Origin of the sequence: Paraglaciecola psychrophila 170, assembly GCF_000347635.1 — a bacterium.
Lineage (GTDB): Bacteria > Pseudomonadota > Gammaproteobacteria > Enterobacterales > Alteromonadaceae > Paraglaciecola > Paraglaciecola psychrophila.
In genome coordinates this window covers 5,325,970-5,343,964 of sequence record NC_020514.1, presented here as the reverse complement: position 1 = coordinate 5,343,964, position 17,995 = coordinate 5,325,970, and the positions used below count along the sequence as shown (strand labels likewise).

General features: G+C 42.0%; 18 protein-coding genes. 3 read left to right on the top strand and 15 right to left on the bottom strand.

Annotated elements, in window-relative coordinates:
* The first annotated feature begins 11 nt into the window (after positions 1 to 11).
* The gene (locus tag C427_RS23525) at positions 12 to 509 is read left to right on the top strand and encodes an RNA polymerase sigma factor (protein WP_007636710.1); all 498 of its coding nucleotides are present in this window, start codon (positions 12 to 14) and stop codon (positions 507 to 509) included.
* On the top strand, positions 502 to 1,095 hold the full coding sequence (locus tag C427_RS23520) for a hypothetical protein (protein ID WP_007636712.1): 594 nt from the start codon (positions 502 to 504) through the stop codon (positions 1,093 to 1,095). The genes C427_RS23525 and C427_RS23520 overlap by 8 nt, the downstream gene beginning before the upstream one ends.
* Before the next feature lie 82 nt (positions 1,096 to 1,177).
* Here the strand turns inward: C427_RS23520 and C427_RS23515 are convergent, their stop codons facing one another.
* From C427_RS23515 to urtA, 13 genes are all read right to left on the bottom strand, one after another.
* Complete coding sequence (locus C427_RS23515) at positions 1,178 to 1,360, bottom strand: hypothetical protein (protein WP_007636714.1); 183 nt, start codon at positions 1,358 to 1,360, stop codon at positions 1,178 to 1,180.
* Positions 1,361 to 1,410: 50 nt separating this feature from the next.
* Positions 1,411 to 2,028, bottom strand: coding sequence for an urease accessory protein UreG (gene ureG, locus C427_RS23510; protein ID WP_007636715.1), 618 nt, complete (start codon positions 2,026 to 2,028; stop codon positions 1,411 to 1,413).
* Between the two features lie 70 nt (positions 2,029 to 2,098).
* A complete protein-coding gene (locus tag C427_RS23505; RefSeq protein WP_007636716.1) occupies positions 2,099 to 2,839 on the bottom strand; it encodes an urease accessory protein UreF in 741 nt (246 codons plus the stop codon).
* On the bottom strand, positions 2,793 to 3,254 hold the full coding sequence (locus C427_RS23500) for an urease accessory protein UreE (protein ID WP_007636717.1): 462 nt from the start codon (positions 3,252 to 3,254) through the stop codon (positions 2,793 to 2,795). The genes C427_RS23505 and C427_RS23500 overlap by 47 nt, the downstream gene beginning before the upstream one ends.
* Before the next feature lie 176 nt (positions 3,255 to 3,430).
* On the bottom strand, positions 3,431 to 5,134 hold the full coding sequence (gene ureC, locus C427_RS23495) for an urease subunit alpha (RefSeq protein WP_007636721.1): 1,704 nt from the start codon (positions 5,132 to 5,134) through the stop codon (positions 3,431 to 3,433).
* Positions 5,135 to 5,136: 2 nt separating this feature from the next.
* The gene (locus tag C427_RS23490; protein WP_007636722.1) at positions 5,137 to 5,442 is read right to left on the bottom strand and encodes an urease subunit beta; all 306 of its coding nucleotides are present in this window, start codon (positions 5,440 to 5,442) and stop codon (positions 5,137 to 5,139) included.
* Between the two features lie 27 nt (positions 5,443 to 5,469).
* Complete coding sequence (gene ureA, locus C427_RS23485) at positions 5,470 to 5,772, bottom strand: urease subunit gamma (protein ID WP_007636723.1); 303 nt, start codon at positions 5,770 to 5,772, stop codon at positions 5,470 to 5,472.
* A gap of 42 nt (positions 5,773 to 5,814) precedes the next feature.
* A complete protein-coding gene (locus C427_RS23480; RefSeq protein WP_007636724.1) occupies positions 5,815 to 6,705 on the bottom strand; it encodes an urease accessory protein UreD in 891 nt (296 codons plus the stop codon).
* A gap of 62 nt (positions 6,706 to 6,767) precedes the next feature.
* Positions 6,768 to 7,463 (bottom strand): urea ABC transporter ATP-binding subunit UrtE, encoded by a 696-nt coding sequence (gene urtE / locus C427_RS23475; protein ID WP_007636725.1) that lies wholly within the window; start codon positions 7,461 to 7,463, stop codon positions 6,768 to 6,770.
* A 1-nt stretch (position 7,464) separates the two neighbouring features.
* Complete coding sequence (urtD, locus tag C427_RS23470) at positions 7,465 to 8,274, bottom strand: urea ABC transporter ATP-binding protein UrtD (protein ID WP_007636726.1); 810 nt, start codon at positions 8,272 to 8,274, stop codon at positions 7,465 to 7,467.
* Positions 8,271 to 9,335 carry an urea ABC transporter permease subunit UrtC gene (urtC, locus tag C427_RS23465; protein ID WP_007636728.1) on the bottom strand — a complete coding sequence of 355 codons (1,065 nt, stop codon included), beginning with the start codon at positions 9,333 to 9,335 and terminating at the stop codon, positions 8,271 to 8,273. Before urtC ends, urtD begins: the two co-directional genes overlap by 4 nt.
* An 80-nt stretch (positions 9,336 to 9,415) precedes the next feature.
* Positions 9,416 to 11,065 (bottom strand): urea ABC transporter permease subunit UrtB, encoded by a 1,650-nt coding sequence (gene urtB, locus C427_RS23460; RefSeq protein WP_007636730.1) that lies wholly within the window; start codon positions 11,063 to 11,065, stop codon positions 9,416 to 9,418.
* A gap of 119 nt (positions 11,066 to 11,184) precedes the next feature.
* Complete coding sequence (gene urtA / locus C427_RS23455) at positions 11,185 to 12,450, bottom strand: urea ABC transporter substrate-binding protein (protein WP_407636114.1); 1,266 nt, start codon at positions 12,448 to 12,450, stop codon at positions 11,185 to 11,187.
* Positions 12,451 to 12,822: 372 nt separating this feature from the next.
* Here urtA and C427_RS23450 point away from each other — a divergent pair, with 372 nt between their 5' ends.
* On the top strand, positions 12,823 to 16,146 hold the full coding sequence (locus C427_RS23450; protein ID WP_015431437.1) for an ATP-binding protein: 3,324 nt from the start codon (positions 12,823 to 12,825) through the stop codon (positions 16,144 to 16,146).
* On the opposite strand, the gene C427_RS23445 is transcribed toward C427_RS23450, so the two are convergent.
* Together C427_RS23445 and C427_RS23440 are read right to left on the bottom strand one after the other, a co-directional pair.
* A complete protein-coding gene (locus tag C427_RS23445; RefSeq protein ID WP_007636735.1) occupies positions 16,114 to 17,157 on the bottom strand; it encodes a HupE/UreJ family protein in 1,044 nt (347 codons plus the stop codon). The genes C427_RS23450 and C427_RS23445 overlap by 33 nt on opposite strands.
* Positions 17,147 to 17,929 (bottom strand): peptidyl-prolyl cis-trans isomerase, encoded by a 783-nt coding sequence (locus C427_RS23440; RefSeq protein ID WP_007636737.1) that lies wholly within the window; start codon positions 17,927 to 17,929, stop codon positions 17,147 to 17,149. Before C427_RS23440 ends, C427_RS23445 begins: the two co-directional genes overlap by 11 nt.
* Between the last annotated feature and the right edge of the window lie 66 nt (positions 17,930 to 17,995).

Sequence of the window (17,995 nt, the reverse complement as noted above, 5' to 3'; positions counted from 1 at the left end):
TACAGAGCCACTTGAGCAAGGATTTTAGCCAAATTTTAAAAGAACATGCCGCCTTATTAGGCCGCGTGGCTACGACCTATGAAGCAAATTTTCATTTGCGACAAGAGTTGTTGCAAGAAATTTCTTTGGCCGTGTGGCAGGCGTTAGAAAAATTCAAAGGTGATAGCAGTGTTAAAACTTACGTATTACGTGTCGCTCATAATAAAGCGATTACCCATGTGGCTTATCATGCCAAGCAACCTCGTAACGACTCTTATTGTGAAGTAGAAACACCGCAGCCAAGTCAGCAGCCGAGCTCTGATGTGCAAATAGCTCAACAACAGCAGATACAAACCATGCTTAAAGAAATTAGGAAAATGCCCATACAAACGCGCCAAGTAGTTACCATGTCGATGGAAGGATTGAGCTACAGCGAAATAGCTGAAGCTTGCGGTATAAGTGGCTCCAACGCTGGGGTGATTCTTAACAGAGCGAGAAAAGTATTGATGGAGAGCATTCAGCATGTCTGATATCCAAGACCCACTTAGCCAACTTTGGCAGGGGCAAACTGCAGAGCAACCAGATATACAGGCTATTACTAAAAAGTGGCGCTGGACTAAGGTAAAGCAGCATTTGTATGTGTGTCTTGATGTGCTGAGCGTGGTTATTCCCTTTGTATTGATATGGCAGTACATGGATGAGTTAGATATCGTGACTAAACGGATTGTTCTGGCAATTTTATTATTATCTGTACCTTTTGTTGTTTATCTGACTTGGTTAAGAAGGTTTTCTCTTGGGTGGTCTAGCGAATCAACCGAAAAATATATACAACAATTACAAAAACAACTCGCTAATAACAGCAAAATTGCCTTTATTACTAAACACTCAATTTGGCCGGTATTAGTGCTGATTGGTATTCAATACTTTGCTCTGTTTTATTACGATATATTCCCTATAGAAAAACTCATACATAAAGCGGTTATTTCATCATGTATTGTTGCCGTGGTGTTTATTGCCATATGGATTTGGGCTGATAAACGTCAAAAACGCTTCGATAAAGAACTTCTTGAACTAAACAACTTACTTGATGGCACTATTACCAATCACCATAAGTGATCGGTATATGATCTGACGGTTTACAATAGCCGTTATGTGCCCTCTCAAAAAGAGGATCCCAACACAACTAGACTCCCCAAAGTTATCTTTTTTTGCTGATATTTCTCGCTTTAAACCAAGCAAACCCTTTATACACAACTAGCGCACATAAGCTCCAAAAAGCGATGTGATAGGCAAAGTGTACGCTTTCGCCAAGGGCGTGGTCTTCGTGAGCCATAGCGCTGCTGGTGACGATAAGACATATCAATGTGAATAAGTATTTCATGGAGGTTCCTTAATTAGTTAATTTTCAATTGGGTTAATGTAGCGCTGCTGTTATATCTGCAGCATGCCTTCTTTTTCAATAAATTGGATTATGTCGTCCAGGCCTTGTTTGGTTTTCATATTGCTGAAAACAAAGGGTTTGTCGCCTCGCATTTTTTTCGCGTCTCTGTCCATGATTTCTAACGAGGCGCCTACTAATTCAGCTAAATCAATTTTGTTGATGATCAGCAAGTCTGACTTAGTAATACCGGGGCCACCTTTACGGGGGATCTTATCTCCGGCTGATACGTCAATCACGTACAAGGTTAGGTCTGATAACTCTGGGCTAAAAGTGGCGCTTAGGTTGTCGCCGCCACTTTCAATGAGTACAAAGTCTAAATTGGGGTGACGTTCTTGTAAGTCATCAATAGCGGCTAGGTTCATCGAGGCATCTTCGCGGATGGCGGTGTGTGGACAACCACCTGTTTCTACGCCTAAAATACGGTCTGCTGAAAGTGCGCCATGGCGAGTTAAAAATTCCGCGTCTTCACGGGTATAAATATCGTTGGTAACAACGGCCATATCGTATTTATCTCTGAGTTCAAGGCATATCATACGCAATAAAGCCGTTTTACCCGACCCTACGGGACCACCTACACCGATACGTAAAATTTGTTTGTTTTTTGTCATAATTCACTTCTTCTTAAATAAAATTTATTGATTACGTTTTTTGTTAGTGTTCTAAATTTATGTTCTTCGCTTAAGAACGAAATAAACGTGTGTATTGGGTTTCGTGCCAAGCGCTTGCCATAGCTAAGCGCGGTAAACTGGCACCAATATTTTCATCATCAATTTGATTGGCCTGCTCTATAGCTTCTGCAACTTGTTCGCTTAATTCAAATAACAAGTTTTGCGCTTGAGTTTGACCTAGCGGCACTAACTTTGTGGCTGCAGCAACTTGGTTGTCGATATAGGCCCAGCAAAAACCACTTTGCATTACATTTAATTCAAGTCCAAACAGGTGAGCACTTAAAGCAAAGGCACTCACAAAACTGATTTCTTTTTCACTAATTAACTGCACATAGTGTTGACTGTCAATGCTTTTAATATCCTTGAGCAAACGCATCAGCGCCTTACCCATAGCCACATCGGCTAAATATAATTCGTTACTTTCACGGCATGCTAGTGCGTGTTGATTCCATGTATGAAAACTGCCAAAATCATCTTCTACTAATGCATTTTGCAAACGGTTTAACAAGGCTAAGTCGGTATAAGCAATAGACTGATTTAAGTTAAAACTGATCCACTCTTTGGTGGATTCGGGGTTATTCACCCAGCCCATTTCCACCGCATACTCCAAACCTTGAGAAAACGAAAACCCGCCTACAGGCAAATTGGCACTGCATAATTGCAATAGCCGGTTTAGCCCTAACGGGCTTTGCTTAGTCGTGCTTTCAATCATGAGAATGGGAATGACTGTGGGGATACTTTTGGCTTCCATAAGCGCCGTTTTCTGGTTCAAATACCGCCGCAGTCCGATCAATCGATAAACCGTAATTTTTGGCTAGCTCTTCTAATACGTGATCGGGTTTAAAGCGCACCCACAACTCACCAATTTGCAAAGATGTATGGCGATTGCCTAAGTGATAACAAATACGGCTAAAGTCCATCCAGTCAGTAGCAATAGCTGTGGAAACGTCTTCTGCTTTGCCTTTTACTTCAATCAGTAAACCACACTCGGTTTTTAATAATTCGCCCACCAACAGAGGATGACCACGTTGCATAAAAATGCCCAAGGTTTGACCTTGGTCGGTGCTGATCTTAATCCGCGCTTTCTTACGGGTGTCTTGATCTAACGTCACTGAATCATCAATTGGAGAATGACTATGAGATAGGCGTTCAAATGCTTGTAACATGTTTTATTCAATTCCTATTTTTTCAAATTTATAATGCAATCTGCAAAGTCGGTTTGTGCAAAATAGAACGTTTTAGGCAAAGTTATCGAGTTTTTCTGGTGAGGAGCATATAAGTAATATGTGACTCATCATAAATACGAAAACAATGCAGCATAAGAGCATTCTATGAAGCTCTATTAAAATAAACAGTAGCGTTGGGCTAAAGGTAAGACAGTAGCCGGTTCACAAGTAAGTAACTCACCATTGGCACGGACTTCATAGGTTTGTGCGTCTACCTCGATGTGTGGTTGCCAGCTATTGTGGATCATGTCGTCTTTGCCAATGTTACGGGTGTTTTTACACACGCCAATCATCCGTGTCATGCCTACTTTTTCAGGCACCCCTAAGTCGATAGAAGCCTTAGACATAAAGGTCATCGATATTTTAGCCGAGGCTAAACCATACGAGCCAAACATAGGGCGATAATAAACCGGTTGAGGTGTGGGAATCGATGCGTTGGCATCGCCCATAGGGGCAGCTGCAATAAAACCTGATTTAATGATCATCGCCGGTTTAATGCCAAAGAATGCCGGTTTCCACAATACTAAATCAGCCAGTTTACCTACTTCAATCGACCCCACTTCATGGCTAATACCGTGGCTGATGGCAGGGTTGATAGTGTACTTAGCGATATAGCGTTTGATCCTGAAATTATCATTACGCTCAGTATCTGGAGCTAATGGCCCTCTTTGTTGCTTCATCTTGTGAGCGGTTTGCCAAGTGCGGGTGATCATTTCACCTACTCGGCCCATGGCTTGTGAATCAGAAGCAATCATACTGATGGCGCCTAAGTCATGCATGATGTCTTCGGCGGCAATGCTCTCTTTGCGAATACGTGAATCGGCAAAGGCAATATCTTCAGGAATAGAAGGGTCTAAATGATGGCAGACCATCAACATATCTAAATGTTCATCAATGGTATTGATGGTGTAGGGGCGTGTTGGATTGGTGGATGATGGCAACACATTCGGCTCACCACAAGCACGAATAATATCGGGTGAGTGCCCGCCACCAGCGCCTTCAGTATGATAGGTGTGGATGGTGCGACCTTTAAATGCGCCTATCGTATCTTCTACAAAGCCCGATTCATTCAAGGTGTCGGTATGGATCGCAATTTGCACATCGTATCTTTCAGCAACCGATAAGCAGTTATCTATGGCTGCGGGGGTGGTGCCCCAGTCTTCATGAAGTTTTAAACCACATACGCCTGCTTCAATTTGTTCTTCTAAGGCTATCGGTAAACTAGCGTTGCCCTTGCCTAAAAAGCCAAAATTCATGGGGAAGTCATTGGTGGCTTGCAGCATTTTGTGGATATTCCAAGGACCCGGCGTACAAGTGGTAGCATTGGTACCTGTCGCTGGGCCAGTGCCACCGCCTATCATAGTGGTCACGCCCGACATTAAGGCTTCGTCGATTTGTTGAGGACAAATAAAGTGAATGTGCGCGTCGATACCACCAGCTGTAAGGATTAGACCTTCACCGGCAATGATTTCGGTACCGGGGCCGATTTCGATATCAACGTTGTCTTGAATATCGGGGTTACCGGCTTTTCCTATTATGGCAATACGACCATCTTTGATGCCAACATCTGCTTTGACAATGCCCCAGTGGTCGACGATCAACGCATTGGTGATCACCAAGTCTGGCGTGTCCTTACATGAACCTTGGCTTTGACCCATTCCGTCACGAATGACCTTACCCCCACCGAATTTGACTTCTTCGCCATAAGTCGTCGCGTCTTGTTCTACTTCGATCCATAAATCTGTATCAGCTAAGCGCACTCGGTCGCCCACTGTGGGGCCAAACATATGTGCGTAAGCATGTTTATCTATACTGGCCATAACTATAACTCTCCTTGCACTAGGGCTCTAAATCCATACACCCGGCGTTTTCCGGCGAAAGGCACTAATGCGACTTCACGCTCTTGTCCTGGCTCAAAACGTACTGCCGTACCTGATGTGATATCGAGACGGTAACCTTTGCACTTTTCACGATCAAAGGTCAGGGCTGCGTTCGTTTCATAAAAATGATAGTGCGAGCCAACTTGAATGGGCCTGTCGCCTGAGTTGGCAACGGTGACGGCTAGTTTTTCGCGACCCACATTGAGCAAACGTTCGCCTGCGTCTGTTTTTATTTCACCTAAGATCATTTCTTTCGCCCTCTATCTGCTTTGTCTTTAAACAATTGGATTATGCACTGTGACTAATTTAGTGCCATCGGGGAAAGTCGCCTCAACTTGCACATCTGTGATCAGCTCTGCAATGCCTTCCATGACTTGATCACGGGTTAACAAAGTACGGCCATAGTCCATCATTTCTGCCACAGTTCTGCCGTCTCTAGCGCCTTCCATAATTTCCATAGAAATATAAGCCATGGCTTCTGGGTAGTTAAGCTTGACCCCACGTTTAAGGCGGCGTTCTGCTAGTAAGGCTGCAGTAAACAACAGCAGTTTGTCTTTTTCTCTTGGTAATAAATCCATCTTATTCTCTATGTTTTAAAATTAGGCCTTTGAAAACAGCCTTTAGGTAAACCAAATTCTGGGTTGTACGCCTTGTTTTTCTATATACAAAGGGCGCACTAGTTTCCACAGTTCAATAAATAAATGTTTGCACTGATGCGCTTGATGCCCCAAATAACGCATCACTAATAGTTGCCGTATATCGGTAATGCTGACTAATGAGCTGGCATTATGTTCCTCAATTACCGCTCTAAGTTGTGCAATCAACTGTGCTCTTTGTTCGTTACTAACTTGGTCGCTGGATGCATAGGCTAAAAAGGTGCCAAATACCGTATTGCCAGCTAAACCGGCAGCGTGATGCTGAATATTGCTTTCGGGCTCAATCAATACTTTATCGTGATAAATCAAGATGTCATCACGGTAGAGAGTATTGAGCTGAGTAAAACGCCCGCCAGTAAAGTTCTCGTTTGAGCTAGGTAAACCTAAACAGGTCATATCCCAGCCACAATATACGCTGGAAGCATGGAGTCTAACTTCGACGTTATTGAGCCCATTGGCTTGGTTATATACCAAGGTTTCAAGAGGGAAATGTTCACACTTAGCATCTGCCTCTAAGCTAATGTCAGTGATTTGTGTTTGTTTTGGATCGCCAATAGATAAATCAGTGCGAGCCCGATAAAAGCGGTTTGCCCCAGGTGTTGTCACCAAAGTGTGGGCATTTTGCTGCACATCGATGCTAATGCGAAGTTCATCGCCAGACACTATGCCTGCTGGTGGGTGCAATAAATACAGATGTGCGCAATCTCTGCCTTCGGGATAAAAGGCTTTTTGAATGGTCAAGGGCCCACAACGTTTGGTTTTAGTCAGTTGGGTGCCATATGCCGAATGCCCCAACTGCAATGCTAAGCTGGCTAACCACCGACTTTTTACTATGTCTAATACTGCTTCGGTCATCTGTTACCTAAGGGTGAAAGCTCTTTATAAAAACAACTATAAAAAATACATATAAACATCGTTTAAACGGCTAAATACTCACCAACCAACTCATTTGTTAGTTCTGCCATCGGGCCATTCGATATCACTTGGCCTTTTTCCAGCAACACAAACTCTTCACCCACGGCTCGAGCGAAAGGTAATTTTTGTTCGACCAGAATGATAGTCATGCCCTGCTCCCTATTGAGTTTAAGCAACACATCACGGATAAGTTGCACAATGTTTGGCTGAATACCTTCATTTGGTTCGTCTAAGATAAGCACGTCAGGGTTTAACACCAAGGCTCGTCCAATGGCAAGTTGCTGCTGCTGACCACCAGACAAATCTCCGCCTTGGCGATGCAGCATTTCCTTTAATACCGGAAATAGCTCAAATACATGTTCAGGTATGGTTTTACTCGTTTGACGTTTACAGTTCAAGCTGACGGTGAGGTTTTCTTCAACTGTTAGCTGAGGGAAAATATGCCTCCCTTGAGGTACATAGCCTATACCAATATCAGGACGTAATTCAACTGAACTATGAGTGATATCTTGTTCGCCAAAGGTTAGTTTGCCAGAACTAATGGGTAACAGGCCCATGATGGTTTTTAATAAGGTCGTTTTTCCTACCCCATTACGGCCCATAATACAGGTGCGAGAACCGGGTTTTATTGCCAAGTCCAAATCCCATAAAATCTGAGTGCCACCATATTTTTGATTCACTGCGCTTAAAGTAATCATCTTAGCCTTGCTCCTCACCTAAATACACACGAATAACATCAGGGTTGGCTTGAATTTCCGCCATGGAACCTTCTGCCAATACAGACCCCTGGTGTAAAACGGATACTTTTCTAGCGATAGAGCGCACAAAGGCCATATCATGCTCTACCACCACTACTGAATGTTCGCCCGCCAAGGAGGTGAGTAATTCTGCAGTGCGTTCGGTTTCTTGACCTGTCATGCCTGCTACTGGCTCGTCCACTAACAACACCCTAGGTTCTGCAGCTAATAACATACCAATTTCTAACCACTGTTTTTGTCCATGGGACAGTCTGCCTGCTGGATAATAGCACTCAGTTATTAAGCCAATAGTATGTAGGATTTCGCCAATGCGATCTTTTTGCTCTCCGGATAACTTATGAAATAGTGTTGTCCAAATGCCTTTATCGCCCTTTAAACTAAGTTCGATATTTTCAAACACTGACAACTCTTCGAACACCGTCGGTTTTTGGAATTTGCGGCCAATACCAGCCCGTGCAATTTCTGACTCATCCAATTGTAATAAATCTACTTTTTGGCCAAAATTCACTTTACCCGAATCAGGGCGGATCTTGCCGGTTATCACGTCCATTAATGTGGTTTTACCCGCTCCATTTGCGCCAATCAGGCAGCGTAATTCTCCGTCATTAATATATAAATTTAAGTTGTTCAGCGCTTTAAACCCATCAAAACTTAAGTTCACGTCTTCCACATATAAGATCACACCATGGCGGGTATCAGGCACAATGTTTTCACTGGCAGTTAATGGCGAACCTGCCTTATCAACGGTCATGAGTTTTGCTCCATTGAATCAGGTGTTTTTGAAAACTTCTGTTTGATGCTGGGTATTAATCCTGCGATACCTTTGGGTAGTAACAAGGTGACTAATACAAATAAACCGCCTAAAGCAAACAGCCAAGCTTCGGGCATAATGGCGGTAAAACGGGTTTTGGCGTAGCTGACAATAATAGCGCCGATGATTGCCCCATATAAAGAATTTCTGCCACCTACAGCGACCCAAATCACCATTTCGATGGAGTTCAGTGGTGAAAACTCACCGGGGTTAATAATACCTACTTGTGGCACATACAAAGCGCCTGCTAAACCTGCAAGCATAGCTGAGACCACAAAGATCCATACTTTATAATGCTCGGGTTTATAACCCACAAATCGTACTCGGTTTTCAGCATCTCGAATGGCGGTGACCACTCTGCCCATTTTCGATTTAACGATAAAATGACATACACAATAAGCTAAAGACAAAGCAATAGCCGTAGCAATAAACAGACCTAATTTAGTACTCGGTGATTGTAATGAAAAGCCAAATATTTCCTTGAAATCGGTTAAACCATTGTTTCCACCAAAGCCCATTTCGTTGCGGAAAAAAGCAAGCATTAATGCGTAAGTCATGGCCTGGGTCATAATCGATAAATACACCCCACTCACCCGCGAGCGAAAGGCTAAACTACCAAAAATGAAGGCCAGTAAACCAGGGCCTAAAAACACCATACACACCATCCATATTATGCTGTCGGAGCCTGCCCAAAACCAAGGTAGTTCTGTCAAGTTTAGGAAGACCATAAAGTCTGGTAAATCAGGGTTGCCGTAAACACCGCGATCACCAATTTGGCGCATCAGGTACATGCCCATGGCGTAGCCACCTAGCGTAAAAAAAGCACCGTGTCCTAAGCTTAAAATACCGCAATAACCCCAGACTAAATCTACCGCTAGTGCAAGTAAGGCATAACATAAGTATTTACCCAATAAGCTAACGGTATAGTCGCTAACATGAAATGCTGACGACTCGGGAAAAAACAGATTACCTAACGTGACCAGTAAGGTAGTGATTAACAATATTCCAATTGTCAGGTGCAGTGGATTTTGACTGCGAAAAAGAGACTGCTTTGTGCTGTCTTGCGTTATGTGTGTATGCATTAGTCTGTGGACCGCCCTTTTTGTGGAAATAGCCCTTTGGGACGTTTTTGAATAAACAACACTAAGCCAACCAACACGATGATATTGGCTAATACTGTACCTGTTACTGGTTCAAGGAATTTATTGGTGAGCCCAAGTGACATGGCTGCAACCAAAGTGCCCCATAAATTGCCAACACCGCCAAACACCACGACTAAAAATGAATCAATGATATAGGCCTGACCTAAGTTAGGACCAACGTTGGTTAATTGACTTAACACTACGCCTGCCACTCCCGCAATGCCCGAACCAAGGCCGAAAGTAATCGCGTCTACCCAATCACTTTTAATGCTTAACGCCCTTGCCATATCACGGTTTTGGGACACTGCCCGTACATGTAAACCTAAGGAGGTTTTTTTAAGGATCATTAGCAAAGAAATAAACACAAAAATAGAAAATATTATGATGTACAAACGATTGAAGGTAAGAGAAAAAATAGGATTGATTTGCCATGAACCACTCATCCATTCTGGGCTGATGACTTGGCGGTTTAGGGGCGAGAAAATGGTTCTCACCAACTGTTGTAAAATCAAACTAATACCAAAAGTGGCTAATAGGGTTTCTAATGGTCGACCTTTTAAAAAGCGGATAACACCGCGTTCGATGATGACCCCCACACTTCCCGATACAATAAACGCCGCGGGTACGGCAATCAGTAATGAATATTCAATCATCGAAGGGAAAGCTAATTGGATGACATAAGTGGTGTAAGCGCCTAACATGATCATTTCACCATGGGCCATATTAATCACGCCCATCACCCCAAAGGTGATAGCCAAACCAATAGCGGCTAATAGCAATACCGAACCCAGGCTTAAGCCAAAGAACACGGTTTCCAGTAGGCTATAGAAGCTGGCTCGATTTTCGATTTCTTGCAGTGTGGTGCCTAAGGCCTCTTTGAGAATTTGTTGCTCTGCACTGCGTTCTTTTTCAGGCAGGTTGGCCAATAACTTGACGACTTGGTTTTTAACTGTGGGCTCTAACGAACCGTTGAGTTGTTTCAATGCCGCAATTTTTTCATCAACGTCACCGTCTTTCAGCTGTTGCAAAGCTACAGTCGTGGCCATTAATGCTTTCACATCTTCGTCTTGTTCGTTGTCAATTAACTCGGTGATGATCGCGGTTGTCTTTTTGCTTGGTGAACTGAGCAATTGTTGTACTGCCTGTAAGCGTACCTGTTTGTTTTCGTCTGTTAAGTCGATTTTGGCAATCATACTGCGCAAGGTACTGCGTAAGCTGTTATTGGTTTTGATCTTTGATATGCGCGATTTTTTTACTTCTGGCATAGGCTCTGCCGTCAATACATCTGTTAATTGATAAAGATTATTAGCGGCTACTTGAGCGCGGACTAGTTGTTTATTGGCCTTTAAGAAATAGAGATCGCCGTCTAGCATAAATTGTAATACGTTGCGGGTTAATGGCTTTTTGGTTAGGGATATTTGCTTTATAAGCGGTGCCATATTACGTAATTTGGTTTTGGGAAGCTGATTAACCAGAGAGATCAGTTTTGAATGAGTCTTTTTATTAACCTCATCACTAACCTCTGTTTTTATGGCATAGCTTTGCCCAGATATTACTAACAACAGTAATAGTAAAAATATTTGGTGCATTGCTTATTCCTTGCCCTGTAAATTAAAAAAGTCCGGCTTCCCCTGAAAAATACAAGAAGCCGAACAAACAGGGACTGTTTTAATTAAAATATTATCAGTCGCCTACACACAAATTAAATTTAGAAATTTTGACCAGAGCACTTCGCTGTTTTGACATCAAAGTTTCCGCAGCTAACCGGTGCAGTCCAATCAGAAATGAGGTTTTTAGAGCTAGGTAAAAAGTTTGACCATGCATCACCAATCACGGTATCTGGGGTTTCCCACACCACTTCGAATTGACCGTTATCTTGGATTTCACCAATAAGCACTGGCTTAGATAAGTGATGGTTAGCATTCATAACAGCAGTACCGCCTGTTAGATTAGGCACGGCTACACCAATCATTGCTTGCTCTACGGCATCGACTTCAGTTGTTCCGGCCTTTTCAACCGCTTTTACCCACATCTCAAAACCGATATAAGTGGCTTCCATTGGGTCATTAGTGACACGCTTGTCGTCACCAATATACTTTTTCCACTCGGCAATAAAGGCATCGTTTTCTTCGGACTCTACGCTTTGGAAGTAGTTCCAGGCAGCTAAATGACCCACTAGTGGTGCGGTATCAAAACCGGATAACTCTTCTTCACCTACAGAGAAAGCAATAACAGGAATGTCTTCAGCAGATATACCTTGGTTACCTAATTCTTTATAGAATGGGATGTTGGCATCACCATTAACAGTAGACACCACGGCGGTTTTTTTGCCTGTGGAACCAAACGTCTTAATATCAGACACTATGCCTTGCCAATCAGAATGGCCAAAAGGTGTGTAGCTGATCATGATGTCTTCGTCTTTAACACCTTTCGCTTTTAAATAGGCTTCAAGAATTTTGTTGGTAGTACGCGGGTAAACATAGTCTGTTCCAGCGAGTACCCAGCGGGTAGCACCGATATCATTCATCAAATAGTCAACGGCAGGGATAGCTTGCTGATTAGGCGCTGCGCCAGTATAAAATACGTTTTTCGAGGACTCTTCACCTTCGTATTGCACCGGGTAAAACAACAAACCATTAAGTTCTTCAAGTACCGGCAATGCTGACTTACGTGATACAGAGGTCCAGCAACCAAAAATAACGTCGACTTTGTCTTTAGCTAACAGCTCACGGGTTTTCTCTGCAAATAGCGGCCAGTTTGATGCAGGATCAACGACTACGGCTTCAAGTTTTTTGCCTAAGATGCCACCTTTCTTATTTTGTTTTTCAATCATCATTAACACTGTGTCTTTGAGTGTTGTTTCACTGATGGCCATGGTGCCTGACAAAGAATGTAGAACACCGACTTTGATAGTGTCTTCTTGCGCAATAGCGAATGACCCCAACACTGTGTTTATCACAACAGTACTGATCATTATTATTGTATTTAATTTCATGATGGATCCTTGTAGATGACTTCATATCCTGAGCACATTAGAAATAACGTACGTGGCAAATAAAGTATTTGTTTAAATATGCTTACCAAAAAGGCATGGTTTGATTATTGCGCTTAGCTTGTTGAAATGACATCAGTCAAATTACTTAGTTAATGTCTGTATATGCCTATTGCTGATAATCACCTAAGGACCTAGACTACTTTAGTTTCCCAGACTTGTTGAACTGACTCATTTTGTTTTTCACATAAAGGTATTAAGCATATTAAAGCCAAGCCTCCGCATCAAAGTATCCCTGTAAAGCAAGTGTCTTCATTCACCAGACGCACTTACACAAAGTTAGTAGCAAACGAAATGATGGAAGATTTTGCATTACGCTACACCTCAAAACGGGCCCGTAAATGGTCTTACTCACGAATTGCGATTACAGCCCTAGGCATCATTTCTTTCATGGTGCTTGAGGCTATCGGTGGGGCTATTACGCTAAATTATGGGTTTATTAATGCTGCATGGGCCATAGTCGCGTTAGTTGTAGTCATATTTATAAGCGGCTTGCCAATTAGTTATTATGCAGCTAGATATGGCATTGACGCGGACTTGCTCAGCAGAGGTGCTGGTTTTGGCTACATGGGTTCAACTATAACCTCGCTTATTTATGCGTCGTTTACCTTTATTTTCTTTGCCTTAGAAGCCGCCATAATGGCCATGGCTTTGCTTTTATGGCTAAACATTCCATTGTCGATAGGGTATGCGATTAGTGCTTTAGTGGTCATTCCTTTGGTTTCCCATGGGATTACAAACATTAGCCGTTTTCAGGTGTGGTCACAGCCAATTTGGTTAGTGTTGCAACTGTTACCCTTGCTGTACGTATTTAATCACCCAGCCAGTAATGTGAGTGAATGGATTAATTTTACCGGCGATGCCGGTGAAAGTGGCACAAGTTTTAATATCCTATTATTCGGCGGTGCGTCTGCGGTGTTACTGGCTTTGGTCGCGCAAATAGGCGAGCAAGTCGATTTTCTACGTTTTTTACCTGCAACATCAGAAGATAAAAAACCGTTGAAATGGTGGTTAGCTGTTATCTTTGCAGGCCCTGGGTGGGTAATTGTTGGTGCAGCAAAGCTGTTCTTAGGGTCATATTTAGCTTACTTTATCTTGCAGCAAGGTATAGACCGTTCACTTGCAAGCGATCCAGCGCATATGTACCAAATAGCTTTTGGATACATATTTAACGAGCAATCATTTAGTGTAGCCATTGCAGCTATTTTCGTTATTTTGTCGCAATTAAAAATTAACGTAGCTAATGCCTATGCAGGCTCATTAGCTTGGTCAAACTTTTTTAGTCGCTTAACCCATAACCATCCTGGTCGAGTAGTGTGGATGGTATTCAATATTCTTATTGCTTTGCTCCTAATGGAGCTAGGCGTGTATCAAACTATTGAGAGTATGCTGCAAGTATACTCAGTGCTGGTATTAGCTTGGTTAAGCTCAGTGGTTGCCGACCTCATCATTAATAAACCACTAGGCATAAGCCCACCTCATATCGAATTTAGGCGTTCTAAGCTCTACGACATTAATCCAGTTGGTACTTTTTCTATGATTATCGCCTCGGTTGCGGGGTTTGTCGCCCACTCTGGATTAATCGGGGAGTTGGCTCAAGCGTTAGGCTCATATATTGCATTTTTAATTCCCTTCATTACAGTTCCTTTCATCGGTATTATTACCAAGGGAAAATATTATTTGGTAAATGATACACATCCTGAGAAAACTCATAATATCGAATCCACATGTTGTATTTGTGAAAACCAATTTGATGAACAAGATATGGCATATTGTCCAGCGTATCATCAAACTATATGCTCTTTGTGTTGTTCGCTTGACGTATGGTGCGGTGATAAATGCAGAGGCGATGCTACATTTTCAGCGCAAGTTCGAACGGTCCTTAGACGTTATTTTAGTGAAAAAACGACTAACATATTCTCTACTTCAATAGCACAATGGGCCCTATTAACCACCATACTCAGCAGTATCATCGCGTTAATATTGTTCTTGATTTACAAACAAATGCAGGCTACCGATACCCAGCAAGACGAAATTTTTGTGTCGCTATTAATGAAAACATTCTTTTTCATTTTAATCATTGTTGGTGTGATCAGTTGGTTGTTTACGCTTGCCAGAGGCAGTAACCGTGATGCACTGACTGTGCTTAGAGGGCAAACCACAGCATTAGCCAATGAAGTCAGTGCCCATGAAAAAACCAGTAAGGCATACCAACTCGCTATTAAGTCATCTGAATCGGCTAACCAAGCTAAAAGTCGCTATTTAGCAGGTTTAAGTCATGAATTGCGCACCCCGCTAAATATTTTATTGGGTTATACACAATTATTGTCAAAAGACGTCACCCTCAGTCAAGAAACGCGTCTCTCAATTAACACTATGAAACGCAATGGTGAACATTTAGCTGACCTTATTGAAGGTGTTTTGGAAGTATCAAAAATTGAAGCGGGTCGTTTGTATGTTCATAAAGACGAAGTGCAGTTGCGGCCCTTACTTGAACAGTTGGTCAATATGTTTCGTTTACAAGCGGTGTCGAAAGGCTTAGATTTCACCTATCATTTTCCAGAGTATCTTCCCGATTATGTCACTGTAGATAAGCAACGGTTACGGCAGATTCTGATTAATTTAATATCTAATGCCATCAAATTTACTCAACAAGGCTCTGTGTGTTTTAGTCTTAAGTACCGTAACGAAGTCGCATATTTTTCAATTGAAGACACTGGCGAAGGGATTTCAAATGCCGACCAAGAGGTTATTTTCAAACCTTTTGAGCGAGTGTTAGAAAGTCAAAATAAAACTGCTGGTACAGGCCTAGGCTTAACTATATCGCGGGCACTTGCTGAGTTAATGGGTGGGGATATCAGTGTTGAAAGTGAAATTGGTAAAGGCAGTATTTTCAAGCTGAGTCTTTTACTTCCCAAAATTGAGCCTATTCAAAATGAAGGCATCGCGCAAAGTAGTATTAATGGATACGAAGGCCTCGCTAAACGTATATTAGTCGTAGATGACGAACAAGCTCAGCGAGATCTGATACGGGATATTATGCGCCCCGTTGGATTTATTGTTGAAATGGCTGATTCAGCGTTTAGCGCAATGTCGGCGTTAAATTACAAATCCATAGATTTGATATTACTTGATTTAAAAATGCCCGATGTTAATGGTTGGCAAGCCGCCAAACAAATGAGGAACGCCGGTTTTAATCAGCCCATAGTGATTGTGTCTGCAAATGTAAGAGATCTTGAAGTATCTAATACTGCTATTGGCCATCACAATGACTATTTAGTCAAACCTTTTATGGTGAATGCTCTACTGGAAAAAGTAGGGCATTGGCTCAATTTAACTTGGGTGCACGAGATAGATGAACCGACGGTAATCGAAACCGTTACTCATAGATTAGCCAACCACCCAACGGGTAAAAATCAATACAATGCTTTGAAAGTTTTAGCTGAAATTGGTTACTTATCTGGCTTTACCAGTAAACTTAATAAAATTAATGAAGAATATACATTTCCGGATAAGGCTTACCAATCTTTACGAGATTTTGCCCAACAGTGTCAATTTCAAAAGATTATTCAAACACTTGATGACTTAGCTGAGATTAGCAAAGGGAAACCTGAGTAGACGTTCAAATACCCAAAATGAACCAAGAATTCCTACCGCATATAAAACACTGGTGCGTAAATAGAAATCAATTTGTTTATTTTTGAGTGTTGATAAGGCTTTTGATAGGGCATAAAGGGCCGCAATAAACATCACTTGACCTACTTCTACACCTAAGTTGAAAAACAATAATGCTAAGCCTATTTCATTTTGTGGAACGCCTAGTTCTGATAAGGCACTGGCAAAGCCTAATCCATGAATTAAGCCAAATAGAAGTACAACGCCTACCGAAGCTGTTAAAGCTTTTGTTGGCAAACCTAAGCACGCCAATTTCATGTGTTTCAGTGCTTCCCGTGCCATTAATATAATCGAAAGAGCGATGAGAATCTCTATCGGTGCGATAGGAATGTTTACCACTTTGTAATAAGCCAAGGCTAAAGTGAGTGAATGGCCAAGGGTAAAGGTGGTTATAAGCGTAAGTAAACGCAAGTGACTGGCCAGCAAACACAAACATAATACAAAGGCTAAATGATCCCAGCCGAACCAAATGTGCAACATTCCTTGCCACAAGTAGCGTTTTACGGTTTCGCTTTTACTGAGGGTTAGCTCAGTTGTATGGCTAAGGGGGATAACAGTTGTATCTAAACTGCGTTTGAGGGTTATGCTGGTAGATTGACCATCTATGTTCAATAACACTTTAGCGCCATCAATAAACCAAGGGGTGATGATAGCAGCCTCTTGATTAAAATGTTGTGTGCACTGAAAATCGTATCTTAGTTGAGTTTTATCAGTAAATGCTTGGCGATTAAACCTTTGTAAAGTACAGGATTCTGGCAAAGTTATATCGGTGTTGCTCATGATCGAGGTTGGTAATTGTGCGTTTAATACATACATGCCTGCTTCTTCGCCTGGAGTAATTCTAAAATCTCCCAAAACAAATACATCTGCACTTGCCGGTAAGACCGATAACCAGGTTAATGCTGTCGCAAAACAACAGGCTTTAATTATATTAATTATGGGTCTAATTAACATGGCGAATAATCTGGTATTTATTATCAAATTGACCAATGTATTCATCGACCGAGGTTTCAATTGCATCAACAGTGTAATCGTTTTGCACTTGCATTTTGGCTTCTTCAAAGGTGAGTGGTGAGGCCGATTGTGTACCTATGACTTTTACAAAATGCCAGCCGAGCATTGATTGTTGAGGACCAAACCAATTATTGAAAGGCGCCGTTTGTAGACGTTCTAAAAATGGTTTACCAAACATTCCTCTGATCATACTAATGCCATAGTTAGGTAAAACCCGTCCACGCCAAAACTCGTCACCTGTAATTCTTTCACCATTGACTAGTTGTATAAGTACACTTTTCTCAGGGGGTTGATTGAAAAACACATGTTGAAAACTAATTGCAGGCTCTATAACGTATCGTTGAATATGTTGCAGGTAATACTGCACAAGTTGTTCTTCTGTTGGTTCATTAATGACACCAGTGACTTGGTAGCGCATTTCTTGTACCAAGGTGCCACGTATTTCAGGGTTACCTAAATGTATACCTGCTTCTAAAGCCTCCCTAAATAATATTTCTTCTTGAATATAATCATTCTCTATTTTAGCAATGTCAGCTTGTGTGGCCTGCCTTCCAGTTAGAAGCTCAAATTGTTCGGTGAATAGCTGTCTGTTCTTGTCACTCAATTCCACCGGATTAATGTTGCTTTGATCAAGATAGGCATAAAGGGAAAACACGAGCGCACCGAAAATAACAAACAAAACAAGGGGGTCTTGAAACAGTTTTTTTATCATATGTTCTCTCAACTTAAATTATCTTAGCAAGTAAGAAGACAAGAGTCATTTTCGAACTCTTCCCTG

Coding starts and splice junctions, on each gene's coding strand:
- C427_RS23520 (WP_007636712.1), top strand. CDS start 502: ATGTCTGATATCCAAGACCCACTTAGCCAACTTTGGCAGGGGCAAACT.
- C427_RS23515 (WP_007636714.1), bottom strand. CDS start 1,360: ATGAAATACTTATTCACATTGATATGTCTTATCGTCACCAGCAGCGCT.
- ureG (WP_007636715.1), bottom strand. CDS start 2,028: ATGACAAAAAACAAACAAATTTTACGTATCGGTGTAGGTGGTCCCGTA.
- C427_RS23505 (WP_007636716.1), bottom strand. CDS start 2,839: ATGGAAGCCAAAAGTATCCCCACAGTCATTCCCATTCTCATGATTGAA.
- C427_RS23500 (WP_007636717.1), bottom strand. CDS start 3,254: ATGTTACAAGCATTTGAACGCCTATCTCATAGTCATTCTCCAATTGAT.
- ureC (WP_007636721.1), bottom strand. CDS start 5,134: ATGGCCAGTATAGATAAACATGCTTACGCACATATGTTTGGCCCCACA.
- C427_RS23490 (WP_007636722.1), bottom strand. CDS start 5,442: ATGATCTTAGGTGAAATAAAAACAGACGCAGGCGAACGTTTGCTCAAT.
- ureA (WP_007636723.1), bottom strand. CDS start 5,772: ATGGATTTATTACCAAGAGAAAAAGACAAACTGCTGTTGTTTACTGCA.
- C427_RS23480 (WP_007636724.1), bottom strand. CDS start 6,705: ATGACCGAAGCAGTATTAGACATAGTAAAAAGTCGGTGGTTAGCCAGC.
- urtE (WP_007636725.1), bottom strand. CDS start 7,463: ATGATTACTTTAAGCGCAGTGAATCAAAAATATGGTGGCACTCAGATT.
- urtD (WP_007636726.1), bottom strand. CDS start 8,274: ATGACCGTTGATAAGGCAGGTTCGCCATTAACTGCCAGTGAAAACATT.
- urtB (WP_007636730.1), bottom strand. CDS start 11,065: ATGCACCAAATATTTTTACTATTACTGTTGTTAGTAATATCTGGGCAA.
- urtA (WP_407636114.1), bottom strand. CDS start 12,450: ATGATCAGTACTGTTGTGATAAACACAGTGTTGGGGTCATTCGCTATT.
- C427_RS23450 (WP_015431437.1), top strand. CDS start 12,823: ATGATGGAAGATTTTGCATTACGCTACACCTCAAAACGGGCCCGTAAA.
- C427_RS23445 (WP_007636735.1), bottom strand. CDS start 17,157: ATGTTAATTAGACCCATAATTAATATAATTAAAGCCTGTTGTTTTGCG.
- C427_RS23440 (WP_007636737.1), bottom strand. CDS start 17,929: ATGATAAAAAAACTGTTTCAAGACCCCCTTGTTTTGTTTGTTATTTTC.